Origin of the sequence: Micromonospora sp. CPM1, assembly GCF_023896895.1 — a bacterium.
Lineage (GTDB): Bacteria > Actinomycetota > Actinomycetes > Mycobacteriales > Micromonosporaceae > Micromonospora > Micromonospora tulbaghiae.
Genome location: NZ_JAMHIU010000011.1, coordinates 63,274 through 79,789, shown reverse-complemented (window position 1 = coordinate 79,789; position 16,516 = coordinate 63,274). Strand labels below are relative to the sequence as shown.

17 protein-coding genes and 1 pseudogene are annotated in these 16,516 nt (G+C 72.2%); 11 read left to right on the top strand and 7 right to left on the bottom strand.

The genetic code is table 11. From position 1 onward, the window contains the following. Positions 1 to 172 precede the first annotated feature (172 nt). Both M8C11_RS15615 and M8C11_RS15610 read left to right on the top strand, forming a co-directional pair. Positions 173 to 742 (top strand): hypothetical protein, encoded by a 570-nt coding sequence (locus M8C11_RS15615; protein WP_252450073.1) that lies wholly within the window; start codon positions 173 to 175, stop codon positions 740 to 742. 99 nt (positions 743 to 841) lie between these two features. Beyond that, positions 842 to 1,246 (top strand): DoxX family protein, encoded by a 405-nt coding sequence (locus tag M8C11_RS15610; RefSeq protein WP_120570850.1) that lies wholly within the window; start codon positions 842 to 844, stop codon positions 1,244 to 1,246. A 26-nt stretch (positions 1,247 to 1,272) separates the two neighbouring features. Here M8C11_RS15610 and M8C11_RS15605 read toward each other — a convergent pair whose 3' ends face one another. Further along, positions 1,273 to 2,397 (bottom strand): glycosyl hydrolase 53 family protein, encoded by a 1,125-nt coding sequence (locus M8C11_RS15605; protein ID WP_252450072.1) that lies wholly within the window; start codon positions 2,395 to 2,397, stop codon positions 1,273 to 1,275. A gap of 11 nt (positions 2,398 to 2,408) precedes the next feature. Further along, a complete protein-coding gene (locus M8C11_RS15600; protein WP_252450071.1) occupies positions 2,409 to 3,587 on the bottom strand; it encodes a cellulose binding domain-containing protein in 1,179 nt (392 codons plus the stop codon). 212 nt (positions 3,588 to 3,799) lie between these two features. Here M8C11_RS15600 and M8C11_RS15595 point away from each other — a divergent pair, with 212 nt between their 5' ends. Next, entirely contained in the window at positions 3,800 to 4,078 is a 279-nt protein-coding gene (locus M8C11_RS15595; RefSeq protein ID WP_252450070.1) for an FmdB family zinc ribbon protein, read from the top strand. Between the two features lie 21 nt (positions 4,079 to 4,099). After that, positions 4,100 to 5,353, top strand: coding sequence for a formamidase (fmdA, locus tag M8C11_RS15590; RefSeq protein ID WP_252450069.1), 1,254 nt, complete (start codon positions 4,100 to 4,102; stop codon positions 5,351 to 5,353). A 40-nt stretch (positions 5,354 to 5,393) separates the two neighbouring features. On the opposite strand, the gene M8C11_RS15585 is transcribed toward fmdA, so the two are convergent. Then, entirely contained in the window at positions 5,394 to 6,266 is an 873-nt protein-coding gene (locus M8C11_RS15585; RefSeq protein WP_252450068.1) for an AraC family transcriptional regulator, read from the bottom strand. A 105-nt stretch (positions 6,267 to 6,371) separates the two neighbouring features. On the opposite strand from M8C11_RS15585, the gene M8C11_RS15580 reads away from it, so the two are divergent. The 7 genes from M8C11_RS15580 to M8C11_RS15550 all read left to right on the top strand — a co-directional run bounded on the left by M8C11_RS15580 (position 6,372) and on the right by M8C11_RS15550 (position 12,646). Next, positions 6,372 to 7,373, top strand: coding sequence for an ABC transporter substrate-binding protein (locus M8C11_RS15580; RefSeq protein WP_252450067.1), 1,002 nt, complete (start codon positions 6,372 to 6,374; stop codon positions 7,371 to 7,373). Continuing rightward, on the top strand, positions 7,370 to 8,185 hold the full coding sequence (locus M8C11_RS15575) for a siderophore-interacting protein (RefSeq protein WP_252450066.1): 816 nt from the start codon (positions 7,370 to 7,372) through the stop codon (positions 8,183 to 8,185). The genes M8C11_RS15580 and M8C11_RS15575 overlap by 4 nt, the downstream gene beginning before the upstream one ends. Continuing rightward, complete coding sequence (locus M8C11_RS15570; protein WP_252450065.1) at positions 8,175 to 9,164, top strand: iron ABC transporter permease; 990 nt, start codon at positions 8,175 to 8,177, stop codon at positions 9,162 to 9,164. Before M8C11_RS15575 ends, M8C11_RS15570 begins: the two co-directional genes overlap by 11 nt. Beyond that, positions 9,161 to 10,180, top strand: coding sequence for an iron chelate uptake ABC transporter family permease subunit (locus M8C11_RS15565; protein WP_252450064.1), 1,020 nt, complete (start codon positions 9,161 to 9,163; stop codon positions 10,178 to 10,180). Before M8C11_RS15570 ends, M8C11_RS15565 begins: the two co-directional genes overlap by 4 nt. Further along, on the top strand, positions 10,177 to 10,953 hold the full coding sequence (locus M8C11_RS15560; protein ID WP_252450063.1) for an ABC transporter ATP-binding protein: 777 nt from the start codon (positions 10,177 to 10,179) through the stop codon (positions 10,951 to 10,953). Before M8C11_RS15565 ends, M8C11_RS15560 begins: the two co-directional genes overlap by 4 nt. An 87-nt stretch (positions 10,954 to 11,040) precedes the next feature. Next, complete coding sequence (locus tag M8C11_RS15555) at positions 11,041 to 11,370, top strand: cupin domain-containing protein (RefSeq protein WP_252450062.1); 330 nt, start codon at positions 11,041 to 11,043, stop codon at positions 11,368 to 11,370. A 172-nt stretch (positions 11,371 to 11,542) separates the two neighbouring features. Next, complete coding sequence (locus M8C11_RS15550) at positions 11,543 to 12,646, top strand: FUSC family protein (protein ID WP_252450061.1); 1,104 nt, start codon at positions 11,543 to 11,545, stop codon at positions 12,644 to 12,646. Between the two features lie 19 nt (positions 12,647 to 12,665). Here the strand turns inward: M8C11_RS15550 and M8C11_RS15545 are convergent. The 4 genes and pseudogenes from M8C11_RS15545 to M8C11_RS15530 all read right to left on the bottom strand — a co-directional run. Beyond that, positions 12,666 to 13,703 (bottom strand): annotated as a pseudogene (locus M8C11_RS15545) (XdhC family protein); the annotation flags it as partial. A gap of 299 nt (positions 13,704 to 14,002) precedes the next feature. Then, positions 14,003 to 14,980 carry a phosphotransferase family protein gene (locus M8C11_RS15540; RefSeq protein ID WP_252450060.1) on the bottom strand — a complete coding sequence of 326 codons (978 nt, stop codon included), beginning with the start codon at positions 14,978 to 14,980 and terminating at the stop codon, positions 14,003 to 14,005. A 179-nt stretch (positions 14,981 to 15,159) separates the two neighbouring features. Then, positions 15,160 to 16,056: a hypothetical protein gene (locus M8C11_RS15535; RefSeq protein ID WP_252450059.1), complete on the bottom strand. Its 897-nt coding sequence runs from the start codon at positions 16,054 to 16,056 to the stop codon at positions 15,160 to 15,162. Further along, entirely contained in the window at positions 16,053 to 16,436 is a 384-nt protein-coding gene (locus tag M8C11_RS15530) for a PadR family transcriptional regulator (RefSeq protein ID WP_252450058.1), read from the bottom strand. The genes M8C11_RS15535 and M8C11_RS15530 overlap by 4 nt, the downstream gene beginning before the upstream one ends. Between the last annotated feature and the right edge of the window lie 80 nt (positions 16,437 to 16,516).

The window sequence follows — 16,516 nt, the reverse complement described above, 5'->3', positions numbered from 1 at the left end:
CGAGGGAACCGAAGAGGAGTGGACGAGGCGGCTGGCTCTGGCCCTCGAACGCGCCTGGGGATAGTCGGACCGCGTAGCCGCGCGGACATAGCGGCGCGGACAACTGTCGGCCTGAAGATCGGAGAAGGAGGCCCGGCCCTACCGGTTGCCGCCGAATGACACTCTTGCGCCGATGGACGCGTTCATCTCACAGTTGCCGGCGTTGCTCGGCGTCGTTGTCGGTGCCTTGGGCACAGGCCTGGTGGCTTTCCTGTCCGCCAGAAGCCAGTGGAAGCGCGGCCAGGCCGTGCGGTGGGACGAACGACGACTGGAGGCATACAGCGAGTTCGCCCAGGTACTTAAGGAGATTCAGGCGATATCGCTGAAGGTGCTGGCTACAGCGGCCGGGGACAAGTACCGCTCAGGGCTGAACGAAGCAGAAGCTTTTCCTCGGCTCGCCGAGGCCGACATCAGGCACACCCTCGTCTGGGAAAGCCTCTTGCTGCTCGGAGACGCTTCCACCGTCATGGCCGCACAGGACTGGCGGGAGGCAGTCTGGAGACTCGAACACCGAGCCCGTGGCGTCGACGAGAACTCCGAGCCGTTACTGGAACTGGTCCAGCAGGCGAACGCGAGTCGGGACCGCTTTTATCATGCAGCTCGACGGGGCCTCGGCGTAGGCGGCGGATCGGTCGCTCAATCCGACCGCCTGCAGCGACGCCTCGCATCCCAAAACCACGAGCCTCCGTCGCCAATCAGCTGAACCAGCTGGACTCCGCGATGAGTTCGGCTGCCTCCGCCGGTCTTAGCTGGTGCATCCGATCGGATGCGGAACAGCCGACCGCCAGGAGGGACGAGAACCATGACCGTCGTCGACACCACTCCCCCGCCCGTCGCGCGCGGGTTGCACCGGACGCTGTGGGCGCTGCAGGGCGTCCTCGGAGTCTTCCTCATCGTCGCCTCCGCCGGTCCCAAGCTGTTCGGCGAGGCCAACGCGGTCCAGACCTTCGAGGACATGGGCGCAGCGCCCTGGTTCCGTTATCTCGTCGGCCTGCTGGAGCTGGCCGGTGGCATCGGGCTGCTCGTGCCGCGGCTCGCCGGGCTGGCCGCCGTCGGGCTCGCGCTGCTCATGGTCGGCGCCGCGATCACCCAGGCGTTCATCCTGGACGGCGGCGCGCTGGTGCTCACGCCCGTGGTGCTGTTCGCGTTGTTCGTGTTCATCGCGTGGGGCCGCCGCCACTCGATACGCCGGCTGCTCAAGCGCTGAGCTGGGGGGGTGCGCCGGCCGATCCGTCAGGGCGTCCAGCGCACCCCCGGGTTCACCCGCCCGAACCAGTCGAAGAGGGCCATGTTGTCCCACCCGTTCCCGGTGCCGTTGATGTTCGCCGGGTCCCAGCCGTTGCCGCTGACGGCGTACCAGGTGGGTTCCCAGTAGAAGACCCCGATCGCGCCGGCGTTGCGGGCGGTGTTCTGGACCCAGTCGAACTCCTGGGCCTGCCCGGCCCAGGTCGCGCCGATGCCGTCGCAGGTCGCGTCACCGATGACGTTCGGCTGGCCGTCCGCGTCGTCCCGGGTGAAGGGGTACGCGGTCTCCACGATCACCACCGGCTTCCCGTAGCGGTTCCGCAGGTCCACGATGTTGTCGTAGAGGTTCGCCAGGCTGCCGTGCCACATGCAGTAGTAGGACAGCGCCGTCATGTCCCACTGCACGCCCTGGGCGCGGATGCCGTCGTAGAACCACCGGGCGTTGGCGTTGCTGTCGGCGTTCGCGGTGTGGATCATCACGGGGATGCCGCCGCCGCAGGCCTTCACCGCGTTGTAGCCCTGTTTCAGCAGGCCGGCCAGCGGGCCGAAGTCGTTGTTGACGACCTTCCCCTCGTTCCACAGCATCCCGACGTTGATCTCGTTGCCGATCTGCACGCTGTCCGGCAGGGTGCCCTGTCCCCGCAGGGCGGCGCAGACGTCGTACGTGAACGCGTACACGTCGTTGCGCAGCTGGCTCAGGCTGTGCCCGGACCAGGCGGCCGGCTTGTACTGCTTGCCGGGGTCGGCCCAGGTGTCGGAGTAGTGGAAGTCGATCAGTACCTTGAGGCCCTTCGCCTTGGCCGTGCGCGCCTGGGCCAGCACCCTGCTCTTGTTGTTGTAGCCGCTGGCCGGGTTGTTCCAGACGCGCAGCCGGACGTAGTTGACGCCGACGGATTTGAGGATGTCCAGCGGATCGCGGGCGACCCCGTTGGCGTCGTAGTACTTCGCGCCGAGGTCGAGGCTGCGCTGCAACGACGAGACGTCGGCGCCCCGCATGCTGAGCGTGTTCGCGGCGGCGACGGGCGCTGGCGTACCCCCGAATGTGGTGGTGGTGGCGAGGACGACGGCCGTGACGGCCCCGGCCAGGGTCCGACGGCGGTGGGGTGTGGTCACGAGACTTCCTCTCAGCTGGCAGTGCAGGGGGCGCCGTTGAGCGAGAAGCCGGTCGGCGGCGCGTCGCTCGCGCTCCAGCGCCCCTGGAAGCCGAAGGTCGTGGAGCCGTTCGGCGCGATGACGCGGTTCCAGTCGGCGTTGCGGGCGGTCACGGCGGCACCGGTCTGGCCGACGGTGGCGTTCCACGCGGTGGTGACCTGCTGGTCCCCGGGGAAGCTGAAGGTGAGGATCCAGCCGTCCACCGACGTCGTCCCGGTGTTCTGGACCGTCACGGTCGCCACGAAACCGCCGGGCCACTCGGACTGGTTCCGGTAGGTCACCCGGCAGGTCGAGGGCGGCGGGGGCGGCGGCGTGGACGTCGTGGGCAGGGTGACCGTGTTGGACGCGATCGAGACGTTGCCGGCGGCGTCCCGGGCCCGCACGTAGTACAGGGTGCGCAGCGGCGTCTCCGGGGGCAGCGCGGCCATGTACGTGGTGCCCGGCACGGTGGCCACGCGCGTCGAGGTGTACCAGCCGTCGAACCGGTAGACGTCGTACCCGAGCACGCCGGTGTCGTCGGTCGACGGCGACCAGGACAGCTTGGCGGTCGAGGCGGTCACGTCGCCGACTGTGAGGTTCTGCGGGGCGCTCGGCGGGGTGGTGTCCGGGCCGGTGTCCGTCACGGGCGTGACCACCGTCAGCGCGTCGGTGGAGGGCGAACGGCGGCCGTCGCCGTCGCGGGCCGACACCCGGAACGAGTACTGCCGGCCGGGCTGGATGTAGGTGGTGATCGTGGCGGTGGTGACGTCGCCGAGGCTGACGCCGTACACCACGTCGTCGAACGCCTGGTAGTACGTGATGTCGTACCCGACGACGGGGCAGCAGCCGCGCGTGGCGGCCGTCCAGGTGAGGGTGACCGACGTGCTCCGCACCTGGGTGGCGGTCAGGTTCGTGGGCGCGCTCGGCGGGAACGGCGTGGTGCTGGGCGTGCTCGGCGTCGACGTGGGCGGCGGCGGCGCGGTCCCGGTCGGCTCCGCCGCGAAGGCCGCGGCGCCGCCGGGCGCCGGCGCGACCCGGGGGTACGCGGTGCCGGCGCCGGCCGACGGCGCGGCGGTCAGCGCGGTTGCGAGCACCGCCGTGGCCAGCACGGCGGCGGCCGGCAGACCCGGCCGCAGGCGGCGGAACAGCGAGGACGAACAGACGGCTGCCATACGTCGACGATGCGGTCAACCCATCGATGATCGCCAACGTATCTCACGCCTCGGTCGGCGCGGCGGCCCAGCCGGTCCGTCGCGAGGGGGAAGTTCCGCCTCATTCGTCGTTTTGCGCCGCTTCTGCCGTCGATCGCCCACAATCGGGGAGACGGGGTGAGTCGCCGCGGAACGGCCACCCGCACGCACGAGAGGCCCGGACGGGAACGGCGATGGCCACCTTCGAGTACCGCTGCCAGCAGGACGGCAGGTTCGACGTCACGCTGCCGGTCGGCGCCGCGGGCCCGTCGACAAACTGCCCCCGGTGCGGGAACCCGGCGACGCGGGTGTTCGCCGCGCCCCGGCTGGGCCGCATGCCGGCAGCGCTGCGCGAGGCCATGGACCGGACCGAGCGCAGCGCGGAACAGCCGGAGGTGGTCGGGCGGGTACCCGGTCGTCGCCCGGCACGCCGCTCGACCGACCCGGCCCACGCCCGCCTGCCGCGATGGTGACCACGAGAAGGGCTCAACGCCGTGCCTGAACTGCTGTTCCCCCTCGACTCCGCCAAGAGGTTCACCGACCAGGAGAAGGTCGGGCACAACCGCTGGCATCCCGACATCCCGCCCGTGGCGACGGTACGGCCCGGACAGTCGTTCCGCGTCCACTGCCGTGAGTGGTTCGACGGCGCGATCCACAACGACGACTCCGCCGAGGACATCCGGGACGCGCCGCTGACCCGGGTGCACGCGCTCAGCGGCCCGTTCGCCGTCGAGGGCGCCGAGCCGGGCGACCTGCTCATGGTCGACATCCTCGACATGGGCCCGATCCCGCAGGAGTCCGGTCCGCTGGCCGGCCAGGGCTGGGGCTACACGGGCATCTTCCCCACCGGCAACGGCGGCGGCTTCCTCACCGAGCAGTTCCCCGACGCCTACAAGGCGGTCTGGGACTTCACCGGCCGCACGGCCACCTCCCGGCACATCCCCGGGGTCTCGTTCACCGGGATCGCCCACCCGGGGCTGATGGGCACCGCCCCGTCCGCGTCGCTGCTGGCCACCTGGAACCGGCGGGAGGGTGCGCTGATCGCCACCGCGCCCGACCGGGTGCCGCCCCTGGCCCTGCCTCCCGAGCCGCAGGACGCGATCCTCGGCGGCCTCAGCGGCGCCGACTTCGACCGGGTGGCCGCGGAGGCGGCGCGCACCGCTCCGCCCCGGGAGAACGGCGGGAACCAGGACATCAAGAACTTCACAGTCGGCAGCCGGGTCTTCTACCCGGTGTACGTGCCGGGAGCCAACCTGTCCGTCGGCGACCTGCACTTCTCCCAGGGCGACGGGGAGATCACCTTCTGCGGCGCCATCGAGATGGGCGGGTTCATCGACCTGCACGTGGACCTGATCAAGAACGGCATGCAGACGTACGGCGTCGCCGAGAACGCCATCTTCATCCCGGGCGACACCCCGCCGCAGTTCTCCCGGTGGCTGGCCTTCTCCGGCATCTCCGTCACGCTCGACGGCGAACAGCGGTACCTCGACTCGCAGCTCGCGTACCAGCGCGCCTGCCTGCACGCCATCGACTACCTGACCCGTTTCGGCTACCAGCCGGAACAGGCGTACCTGCTGCTCGGTGCCGCACCCATCGAGGGCCGGCTCTCCGGCGTGGTGGACATCCCCAACTCCTGCGCGACCGTCTACCTGCCCACCGAGATCTTCGACTTCGACATCCGCCCCTCGGCCGCCGGTCCGGCCCGGATCGACCCGGGCATGGGCGCCCCGAAGGCCACGATGAGCTGAGCAGGTGACCGCGCCACCCGTTCCGGCAGGGCCGGGCCGGTCAGGGGGCGGGCGGGCGCCGGAAACTCCTCGCCGCGCGGGGCGCCGGGATGTCAGCCGTACGCCGCATCGCGGCGGCGCGACCCGGCGTGTAGCCGTACTCGCGGGCGAAGGCGGAGATGAACGCGGACGGGCTGGCGTACCCGATGCGGCGGGCGACCTCGCCGACCGGCCGGGTCTCCAGCAGCGCCAGCGACGCGCGCAGGCGCAGCTTCGTGCGCCACTGCGAGTACGACATGCCGAACTCGCGGTCGAAGTCGCGTTGCAGCGTCTTGACGCTGACGTGCAGGCGGTCCGCCCACTCGGCGAGCCCTGTCGTGTCGCCCGGGTCGCGGGCCAGGGCCGTGGCGACCGCCAGCGCGACGCCCGTACCGCCGGCCTGCCGGTCGTCGGGGTCGGGCCGGGGGGCGAGCCCGGACATGATGCGGCTGCGGGCGGCGGGGGCGTCGCGTTCGTCGTAGCCGGCGGTGGCGAGCGTGAGCACGAGCCGAACGGCCTCGGCGTCGATGGTGGCGACGCCGGCCCCCAGCCCGTCGAGGGCGCCGGGCACCTCGCGCAGGCAGATCCGGTAGACCGTCTGCCGGTCCGCCGCGTGCACCTCGTGGGTCACGGCCCGGTGCACCCAGAAGACCTCGTCCGGCCCGAGGAATGTGGTGTGCCGACCGTGGCGGGCGGAGAGCAGGCCGTCGGGTGACCAGTAGAACTGGTGCAGGAAGTCCTCCCGGTTCTCGGCGAACGCCAGCCGGGTCACCGACCGGTAGCGCAGGAGGAGGATGCCGTCCGGGCGGCCGAGGCCGTAGCCGAACTCCTCGCAGCTGACCGGATCCGCCGTGATCGGGCCGGTGACCATCACGCTCTGACCTCTCCCCGACATCGGTTGACCTCTCGGCGACATTCCGCCCACAGAAGTAAGGCTAGCCTAAGCTCTGCAGCCCAGCGGGGCTGCACCTCTGTGTTGAGAACCCGAAGGAACTGGCAGATGTCCGTACGACAGCACTGGCGCGTGATCGCCGCCGCCGCGGTGACGCTCGCCGTGGTCACCGGTTGCGGATCCGACGGCGGCGACTCCGCCGCGAAGTCCGGCGACGCCGCGACCCGCGTCTTCGCCGCCGACAACGGCGAGATCACGATCCCGGTCGACCCCAAGCGGGTCGTCGCCACCGGCTACGCCGTGCCGGTCCTGATCGAGGCGGACGCCGCGCTGGTGGGGATCTCCAGCTGGAAGCGCGGCCTCGCGCTGATGACCGAGCAGGACCGGGCCACCTACGAACGGCTGCCGAAGGTCGCCGGCGAGGCCGCTGCCGAGACCAACTACGAGGCCGTCGCCGCCGCCAAGCCGGACCTCATCGTGATCGGGGTGCCGAAGCCGGCTCTCGGCAGCATCGACATGAAGCGGCTGGAGAGCATCGCGCCGGTCGTCGCGATCGGCCCCACCACGCCCGCCGCCTGGCGCGAGCTGTCCCGCCGGCAGGCCGACGCCGCCGGTCGCAGCACGAACTTCGAGGCGGCCAAGGAGGCGTACGACAAGAAGGCCGCGGAGCTGAAGGACAAGTACGCCGCCGCCCTCGCGGGCCTGAAGTTCGGGCACGTGGGCAGCTACGGCGAGATCGCCAAGGGCACCTTCCACCGCGAGTTCGCCGGCTCGTGGGGCACGAACATCGCGCAGGACGCGGGCGTGACCTACTACGGCGAGGTCAAGGAGAAGGGCGGCGGCGGGCTCGACGTCACCGAGTACCCGGCGATCGAGGAACTTCCCACGAGCCTCGGCGAGGCCGACGCCATCACGTACACGTTGCAGCCCGACGGCACCCCCGCCGAGGCGGTGAAGCAGGTGCTCGACTCCGCGCTGTGGAAGAACCTGGCCGCGGTCAAGGCCGGCCGGGTGTTCGGGTTGCAGTACACGGAGGCGGCGACGTACGAGTCGGCCCTCCGGACGCTCGACTCCGTCGACAAGGCATTCGCGCCGCTGCTGGCCCGATGACAGTCGACCGTCACGACCCGGCCGGCCGGGTCGCCGCCCACCACCGCGCGGGCAGTGGCACGGTCCGGATCGGCTACCCGATCGACGTACGCGAGGTCCGGGTCGTCGCCCGGCGGCGGCTGACCCCGCGCATGGTGCGGCTGACGCTCGGCGGCCCGGCCCTCGCCGGTTTCCACACCTACCAGGCGGACGACCACGTCAAGCTCGTCTTCCCGGATCCGGACGGCACCCGGCGCGATCCCGTCCCGGACGGGCGGGGCATGCTCGACTGGCCCCGCCCGCTGCCGACCACCCGCAAGTACACGGTGCGCCGCTACGATCCCGCCGCCTGCGAGATCGACCTGGACTTCGTGCTGCACGACGGGGGTGTCGCGTCGGCGTGGGCGGACGCGACGGCGGTGGGCGACGAGGTGACGATCGCGGGTCCGCCCGGCGCTAAGGCGTTCCCGCACAGCTACGACCACTACGTCTTCGCCGTCGACGCCACCGCCCTGCCGGCCGTCGCCAGGTGGCTGGAGGAGTCCCCGGCCGACGTGTCGGCGCACGTGGTCGCCGAGGTCGACGACCCGGCGGAACGGGACTACCCGCTCGCGCACCGCGACGGGGTGGCGGTGACGTGGCTGGTGCGCGCGGCCACCGGGTCCACGCTCGCGCGGCAGGTGACGTCGCTGCGCCTGCCGGCCGGGCGGGCGTTCCTCTTCGCGGCCGGGGAGGCGAACGACATCAGGCCGCTGCGTGCCTGGAGCGCCGGCCGCCTCGACTCGCTGATCACCGGGTACTGGAAGCGTGGAGTCGCCGGGCTTGAAGACTGACCTGTCCCGGCGGGTGGCGTTCCTGCTCGTGTCCGTCGCGCTGCTGGTCGTCGCTGCGGGCGCGAGCATGGCCGTGGGCGCGCGGCCGGTCGCGCCGGTCGAGGTGTGGCGGGCGCTCACCGACTTCGCGGCCACGACCGACCACCTCGTCGTACGCGACATCCGGCTGCCCCGCACGATCCTCGGCGTCTGCGTCGGCGCCGCCCTCGGCGCGGCCGGGGTGCTGATCCAGACGCTGACCCGCAACCCGCTGGCCGAGCCCGGCATCCTCGGCGTGACAGCCGGGGCCGGCTTCGCGATCAACCTGGGCGTGCTGGTGGGCGTCGCCGGGTCGCAGGCCGGGCAGCTCGTGCTCGCGGTGGCCGGCTCCGCGCTCGCCGCTGTCGCCGTCTACGCGGTCGGACGGACCTCGCCGCTGCGGCTGGTCCTGGCCGGTGTCGCGCTGAGCTGGGTGCTGATGGGCGTCTCACTCGGGCTGCGGCTGGGCTTCCCGGACGTCTTCGACAGGTACCGGTTCTGGTCGGTCGGGGCGCTGGCCGGCGCCGAGCGGACGCCGCTGGTGCTGCCCGTGGTGGTGACTGCGGTCGCCCTCGTGGCCGCGATGGCCGCGACCCGGCCGTTGAACGCGCTCGCCCTCGGCGAGGACGTGGCCCACGCGATCGGCGCTCACGTGACCCGGACCCGGATCACGGTCCTGGTGCTCGTCACGCTGCTCACCGGCGTCGCCACCGCGGTCGCCGGCCCGATCGCGTTCGTCGGGCTGATGGTTCCGCACCTGGCGCGGCGGCTCGCAGTCGACTCGATCCCGTGGATCATGGCGTACTCGATGCTGCTCGGGCCGATCCTGCTGCTCCTCGCGGACGTCGGCTCGCGGGTCCTGCTGCCCACGGGCGAGGTGCCGGTGTCAATCGTCACCGCGTTCCTGGGCGCTCCGGTGCTGATCTGGGCGGTCCGCCGCTACGGGGCGGCGGCGCTGTGAGCACCGTGACGCTGCGGGCGGGACGGTTCCTGGTCCGGATCGAACGGCGCACGGCTGTCGCCTCGGCCGGGCTCGTCACGGCCGCGGCGGCGCTCGCCCTGCTGGCCCTGAGCCACGGGCCGCAGTGGGCGACACCGGCCGAGGTGTTCGACGCCCTGCTCCGGGGCGGTGACGCGGGATTCGTGATCCGGGAGTGGCGGCTCCCCCGGGTGGCCGCGGCGCTGATCTTCGGGGCCTCGCTCGGACTGGCCGGGGCGGTCTTCCAGAACCTGACCCGCAACGCGCTGGGCAGCCCCGACGTGATCGGCCTCGACGCGGGCGCGTACACCGGGGCGCTGGTGGCGATCACGCTGCTGAACGGCACCGCCGGGCAGCTCGCGGCCGGGTCGGTGGCGGGCGGGCTGCTCGCCGCCGCCCTCATCTACCTGCTGTCGCTGGACTCCGGGCTCAGCGGCGTCCGGCTGGTGGTCATCGGCATCGCCGTCAACGCGATGCTGACCGCGCTGAACTCCTGGATCGTGCTGCGGGCCGAGATCGACGTGGCGCTCGCCGCGACCGGATGGAACGCCGGCTCGCTCAACGGCGTCGACTGGGCCGAGGTGCGGCTCCCGTTCGTCGTCATCGGCCTGTTCGTCCTGCTGCTCGTCGTCGTCTCGCACGCCATGCACCAGGCGGCGCTGGGCGACGAGATCGCGCGCACCACAGGCGTACGCCTGGGCCGGCTCCGCCTGCTGCTGGTCCTGGCCGGGGTGGGCTGCACCGCGACGGTGACAGCGGTGGCCGGGCCGGTCGTGTTCATCGCGCTCGCCGCGCCCCAGATCGGCCGGCGGCTCGCGCGGGCCGCGGGTGTCCCACTGGTGCCGGCGGCGCTGACCGGCGCGGTGCTGCTGCTGGCCGCCGACCTCGTCGCGCAGATGCTGCTCGCGCCGGTCGCCCTGCCGGTCGGCGTGGTCACCACGGCGATCGGCGGTTGCTATCTGATCTGGCTGCTCAGCATGGAGGTGAAACGGCGGTGACCAGTCGTCTGATCGCGGAGGACGTCACGCTCGGCTACGGCGAGCGGGTGGTGTCGACGGGGGTGAGCCTGGCCGTGCCGGACGGCGCGTTCACGGCGATCGTCGGGCCCAACGCATGCGGGAAGTCGACGCTGTTGAAGGCCATGGTCCGGCTGCTCACGCCGGCGTCGGGCGCGGTACGCCTCGACGGCCGGGACGTCGCCGAGCACCGGCCGAAGCCGTTCGCCCGCCAGGTCGGCTTCCTGCCGCAGGGCCTCGTCGCGCCGGAGAACATCGTCGTCCGGCGGCTCGTCGCCCGGGGCCGCTACCCGCACCAGTCCCTGCTCGGCACCGGCACCGCCGCCGACGAGGAGGCCGTCCGGTCGGCGATGGCGGTTGCCGGCGTCACCGACCTGGCCGAGCGGCCCGTGGAGGAACTCTCCGGCGGGCAGCGGCAACGGGTCTGGATCGCCATGGTGCTGGCGCAGGAGACGCCGTACCTGCTGCTGGACGAGCCCACCACGTTCCTGGACATCACGCACCAGTACGAGCTGCTGGCGCTGTTCGCCAAGCTGCGCGACGAGGGACGCACCGTCGTCGCAGTGCTGCACGACATCAACCAGGCGTGCCGGTTCGCCGATCACATCGTGGCGATGAAGGCCGGCCGGATCGTCGCGCAGGGCCCGCCGGCCGACGTGGTGGACGCCGACCTGATGCGGGAGGTCTTCGGCCTGCCCAGCGTGGTGATGCCGAACCCGGTCACCGGCACACCGATGGTGGTGCCGACCGTCTAGCCGGAAGCCCTCGCCGGTATGCCAGAGTCGACCTGAGCCGGTTGGGCGGCTCGGGAGAAGCGGTACGACGAGAGGACGGGACACCTGATGCAGAAGTCATCCCTCACCGCGCTGGCCCGCGAGCAGCTGGAACTCGCGCACACCTCCTCCAGCGGCCGCAGCAGCTCCACCGTCTACGGCGGTCACGAGCACAGGCTCCGACAGACGCTGATCGCGCTGACGGCCGGGCAGATGCTCAGCGAACACGAGAACCCCGGCGAGGCCACCGTGCACGTCCTGCGCGGCCGGGTCCGGCTCGGCGCCGGCGAGACATCCTGGGACGGCTCAGCCGGCGACCTGCTGATCGTGCCGGACCGCCGGCACACGCTGGAGGCGCTCGAAGACTCCGCGGTGCTGCTCACCGTCGCCAAGCGCTGACGGCCCGAACCCGGCAGGGCGGCCAGCCGACCGCGACCAACCGCCGGGCGTGCCCCGGGTCCGTCGCCGGCCGCCCGAACGATTGAGCAGGTCACGGCCGGGGTAGTGGCCCTCCTCGCAGAAGATCAAGCGGCGGCCGGTCCGGGTCCGCCCGGCGAGAGGGGCACCACCGGTGCGGACCTGGTTACGCGACGCCGTCGCGCGGCTGCGCGGCGACGGGATGACAGTGGTCGAGCTGACCGCTGCCGCTGTGGTCGCCTGGATCGTGGCGGCGGTGGTGATCCGTCACCCGGACCCGTTCTTCGCACCGACGGCCGCGCTCGTCGTGCTCGGCGAGTCCCGTGGTCGACGGCTGCGGCAGACCGTCGAGATCCTGCTCGCCGTGGCAGCCGCCGTCCTCGTCGCGGAGCTGCTGGTGTACGCGCTGGGCCCGGGCACCGAGACGGTTCTGCTGGTGCTGCTGCTGACCACCGCGACGCTCGTGGTGATCGGGGCCCGCCGTGCCCTGGTCGTGCAGGCAAGCGTCTCGGCCATGTACCTGGTGGTGGTCTCCGCGCCGAACGGGACGCTGATGCCGTTCCGCTTCGTCGACGCGCTCATCGGCGGCGTGGTGGCGCTCGCCGCCAGCCAGCTGATGGCCGCCCGTGACCCGCTGGCGCCGCTGGTGGCCCAGGCCCGGCGCAGCTACACCGATCTGGCCGACCTGCTCGACCAGGTCAACGCGGCCCTGCGCGGCTGCGACGAGGACGCCGCCCGCGCCGCGCTGGACCGGGCGCGGCAGGTGGACGACTGCGTCGCCGAGATGCAGGCCGCCGTGCTCGCCACCGGGGAGACGCTGCGGCTGGGACTGCGCCGCCGGCATCTGGGCAAGCTCGTCGAGGTGGAGGCCACGCTGCGGCAGCTCGACTACGCCGCCCGCAACATCCGCGTGCTGGCCCGGGCCGGCGTGACCCTGACCCGCCGGCACACCGCCACCCCGCCGGAGCTGGCCGCCGCGATCGGCGCGCTGACCTCCGCCGTACGGTCGGCCGGTGAGGCCATGGCCCACGACCTCACCGGCGCCGACGCCGACCGGCACGCGCAGCAGGCCGACGCGGCGGCCCTGGAGGCGGTACGGATCGCCGCCGGCCTGCTCCGGACCGATCCGCCGCTGCCGGTCACCATGATCGTCGGGCAGATCCGGGCGACCGCCATCGACCTGCTGCGCGGCGTCGGCCACGACGACGTGACGGTGCTGGACCGGGTGGACGAGGCGCTCGGCCTGAGCCGGGGGTGACGAGTACGCTGCCGGCCGGTCAGCGGTGGTGGATCGGGGTGTCGAGGTCCGTCAGCCGCCGGCCGGAGCCTCCCGCGGCCAGGGCGACGAACTCGGCGGCGATCGCCACGGCGGTCTCCTCCGGCGTCCGCGCCCCGAGGTCGAGCCCGATCGGTGAGGAGAGCCGGGCGAGGGCGGCCTCGTCCACGCCCGCCTCGCGCAGGCGGCGTAACCGATCGGCGTGGGTGCGGCGGCTGCCCATCGCGCCGATGTAGCGGGCCGGGGTGCGCAGGGCGACCTGGAGCAGCGGGACGTCGAACTTCGGGTCGTGGGTGAGGACGCAGAGCACCGTTCTCTCGTCGACGGTCGTCGACTCCAGGTAGGTGTGCGGCCACTGGACGACGAGGGCGTCGGCGTCGGGGAAGCGCTTGCGGGTGGCGAACACCGGACGGGCGTCGCACACCGTGACGTGATAGCCGAGGAAGCGGCCGATCCGGGCCACCGCGACGGCGAAGTCGATCGCGCCGAACACGATCATCCGTGGTGGCGGCAGGTACGACTGGACGAAGACGGACACCTCGTCGTGCCGCTGCTGCCCGCGCGTACCGAGTCGGACTGCTCCGGTGGTGCCGAGGGCGAGCATGCCCTCGGCCTGCTGCGCCACCGCTCGGTCCAGGTCGGCGTCGCCGAGAGTGCCGGCCACCCGGTCGGGCCAGACCACCAGCTGAGCTTTCCCGGCCGACGCCGTCGCCACCGGCTCGCCTGCGCGGATCGCGGCGAGCACCGCGTCGGGCTCGGTCAGCACGACGTCCGGCTGCACCAGGACCTCGATGGTGCCACCGCAGGTCAGGCCCACCGCGAAGGCGTCGTCGTCGCCGACACCGTACGTCTCGGTGCGTGCCTGGCCGGTGTGTATGGCCTCCTGGCAGAGCTCGTACACCGCGCCCTCGACGCACCCTCCCGAGATGCTGCCGACGACCTCGCCGTCGGCGCAGACCGCCATGGCCGCGCCCGGCGGTCTGGGCGCCGACCTCCAGGTCCGCACGACTGTCGCGACGGCGAACCGGACGCCGGCCGACGACCGTCACGAGCCGGTAGTTCATCATGGGCCGGCAGGAGATCGCCGGTTCGGCCACCGGCGGCAGCGGCCCCATCGCGATGTCCGCGGACCGGGTCAGCAGCGACTCGAAGGAGCCGGGGTCGCAGACGCTCAGCTCGATGTCGAGGTCGGCGGCGCGTCTGGCGAACAGCTCGATCAGTCTCGGCGCGGCGAACTCGGCGAACTCGCTGGACGCGGCGACCTGGCCCGACGGGCTGAGCCACCCTCGCGCACGGGTGACCGGACGTCGGTCCCGGTCCTCTGGTGCCGGGCTGCACTCAGGTCACGGCGAGCGCCTTGATGATGTTCCGTTCGGCGAGGTCCAGCATCCACTTCCGATCCGGGAAGTCGGTGTCCGCGATCCGCAGTGGCCCTTCGATCAGGGACAGCGTCTGCGCGTACCGGTAGAGCTCAAGCCGGTGGGAGTCGAGATCGACCGGACGCAGCGCCGGGTAGGCGTCGCCGAAGCGCATCTGCAGCCAGGCGTGGTCCCATTCGACGTCGAAGTACGTCAGCCCTTCGAAATCGATCATGACGGCCTCACCGGCGGGTGTGACGAGCACGTGATCCGGCCCGAGTTCACCGTGCACCAGCCCGTACTCCTCGCGTGGGGTGACCGCGCTCCTGAGACGGCGTACGTGGGCGGTGATCCGGTGATGGGCGTCGGCCAGCCGGGCGTCGCGGGCCGCGACCGCGTCGAGGTGGCCGAACGCGCGGTCGACGATCACGTCCTCCGTGCGCCGCGCCTGGGATGCCTCACCTCGGGCGACGGCCGCGACCTTTCCGTAGTGCGGACCGAAGGTGGTGTGCATGCGGCGCAGGGCGTCACCGAGCGCGGACAGCGGCGCGGCGGCGGTGGCCGGATCGTGTTCCAGCAACGTCTCCAGCCGCAGCGCGCCGGCATCCTCGACAAGCGCGATGTCGGCGTCGAGGTGCCGGCCGTCCCGGTCGATCATCATCAGATGCGGGACACGCACTCCTGCTCCGACGAGCGCCGCGTGGCCGGCGGCGAAGAGATCCGCGCCTGACGCGTCAGTGAACGGGTCGTCCGGGACGGCCGGTGACGGCGGCCAGTAGTTCTCGCCCGCGGCCCACACGTACAGCATCACGGTCGTCCGGTCGTTCAGCCGGAGCCGGTAGACGCCCTTCTTGGTGCCGCCGGTCAGCCGTTCCAGGGCAGCGAGCCGCCGGTCGGAGCCGAACTGGTCCGACACGAGGTCGTGCAGGTCATCCGGCTGCAGGAAGGTACGTGTCATGGCCGCCTCTCGTCAGACCGAGGCATCCAGGCTGCCCGGCCGGGCAGCGGCACACAACCGGGTTGACGGCCGTCCGGCGCGCCGTCGCCCGGTCCGCGACCCGCCACACAGCTCTGCGGCCGGTAGGTACTCGATTCTCCGCCGGGCGGTCCGGCCGTGACCGGACCGCCCGCCCGCCGTCAGGCGCGGGTGCGCTGCCGCTGCCGCGTCGACACGATCGCGACGACCGCCATGAGGACCGCGACGACCAGGGACGGCAGTGCATCGGGCCGGCGCAGCAGTTCCCCCGTCAGCCCGGCGTTGTCCAGCTGGTGCAGCGTGCCCAGCAGCAGGGTGGGGACGACCGCGATCAGCAGCCGCTGGTCGGCGGTGGCCACCCACAGGAAGGCGGCCACCCCGGCGACCACCATGGCGGCGGCGACGATCCGCGGGGCCGCGTCGACCATGCGGAGGCCGCCCGCGGGGATCAGGTGCAGGGCGAGGACGCCGGCGGTGACCAGGACGGCGTTGGCGCGGGGCGCCGGCGGCACGTCCGCCGGCCGCCGCAGGCCCAGCACGATCAGGGGCGCGGCGACGACCGGCGCCCACCACTGCGGCAGGCCGTTGAGGAACAGGTACTGGGAGATCGCGGTCGGCACCACCGCCGCGGCGACCGCCAGGACGGCGGCGGTGCGGGTACGGCCCGCGACGAGCGCCACCAGCGCCGCGATCAGCACGACTTCGTGGCCGCCCTGATTCCGCAGGACGGTCAGGGGGTCCGAGAGTCCGCCGTACTGGAACGCCTCGACGATGTCGTCCAGGCCGATGAGCACACCCAGCGCCAGCGCCGCCAGGGCGCCGAGGTGGATGCCCTGCCAGAACAGCACGGCGGCGGGCCGGGGCGCGGTGCTGCCGCCGTGCACCCGCAGGGCACCCCGGACGAGCGAGGCCGCCTCTCGGAGGCTGGGCCAGCGACGGTCGGTCGGTTCGTCGCCGATCAACGTGTCGATCAGCTCGTCGGCGCGTTCGCGGCGGTAGCCGGCCGGGTAGGCCCGCAGCAGCAGGCGGTAACGCTTCTCCAGAACATCGGAACTCATGCTGGTCTGATCCTCGCGGTAGAAGGTTGAGGGGCGTTTGCCTGCGATGTGACCCGGCGTGGCAGGCGGTCCATGACCACCCGCGCGGCCTGGGCGAGCCGGTCGGCCTCTTCGGTGAGTACGCGACAGCCCTCGTCGGTGAGCCGGTAGTAGCGACGGGCACGCCCGTTGACGATCTCCTCCCCGTCGGCGGTGACGAGTCCCTCGCCGAGCAGCCGGTCGATCACCGAGTACAGCGATCCGGCGGCGAGGGTCACCCGCCCGTCGGACAGCTCGGTCACCCGCTTGATCACGGCGTAACCGTGGAGCGGCCCACCGAGCAGGGCGGCGAGGACGAAGTACGACGGTTCCCGTAGCGCGGGACGCGAAGCAGATCCCATGCCGCCGAATATACAACCAACTTGAGTATCCGTCCAAGGTGACTGTTCACAGTGCCCCTTGCTCAAATTATCTTAATGGT

Bases quoted from the DNA above. Each gene is read 5' to 3' on its own strand.
- M8C11_RS15580 (WP_252450067.1), top strand. From the start codon at position 6,372: ATGTCCGTACGACAGCACTGGCGCGTGATCGCCGCCGCCGCGGTGACG.
- M8C11_RS15575 (WP_252450066.1), top strand. From the start codon at position 7,370: ATGACAGTCGACCGTCACGACCCGGCCGGCCGGGTCGCCGCCCACCAC.
- M8C11_RS15615 (WP_252450073.1), top strand. From the start codon at position 173: ATGGACGCGTTCATCTCACAGTTGCCGGCGTTGCTCGGCGTCGTTGTC.
- M8C11_RS15585 (WP_252450068.1), bottom strand. From the start codon at position 6,266: ATGTCGGGGAGAGGTCAGAGCGTGATGGTCACCGGCCCGATCACGGCG.
- M8C11_RS15530 (WP_252450058.1), bottom strand. From the start codon at position 16,436: ATGGGATCTGCTTCGCGTCCCGCGCTACGGGAACCGTCGTACTTCGTC.
- M8C11_RS15540 (WP_252450060.1), bottom strand. From the start codon at position 14,980: ATGACACGTACCTTCCTGCAGCCGGATGACCTGCACGACCTCGTGTCG.
- M8C11_RS15600 (WP_252450071.1), bottom strand. From the start codon at position 3,587: ATGGCAGCCGTCTGTTCGTCCTCGCTGTTCCGCCGCCTGCGGCCGGGT.
- M8C11_RS15610 (WP_120570850.1), top strand. From the start codon at position 842: ATGACCGTCGTCGACACCACTCCCCCGCCCGTCGCGCGCGGGTTGCAC.
- M8C11_RS15555 (WP_252450062.1), top strand. From the start codon at position 11,041: ATGCAGAAGTCATCCCTCACCGCGCTGGCCCGCGAGCAGCTGGAACTC.
- M8C11_RS15595 (WP_252450070.1), top strand. From the start codon at position 3,800: ATGGCCACCTTCGAGTACCGCTGCCAGCAGGACGGCAGGTTCGACGTC.
- M8C11_RS15535 (WP_252450059.1), bottom strand. From the start codon at position 16,056: ATGAGTTCCGATGTTCTGGAGAAGCGTTACCGCCTGCTGCTGCGGGCC.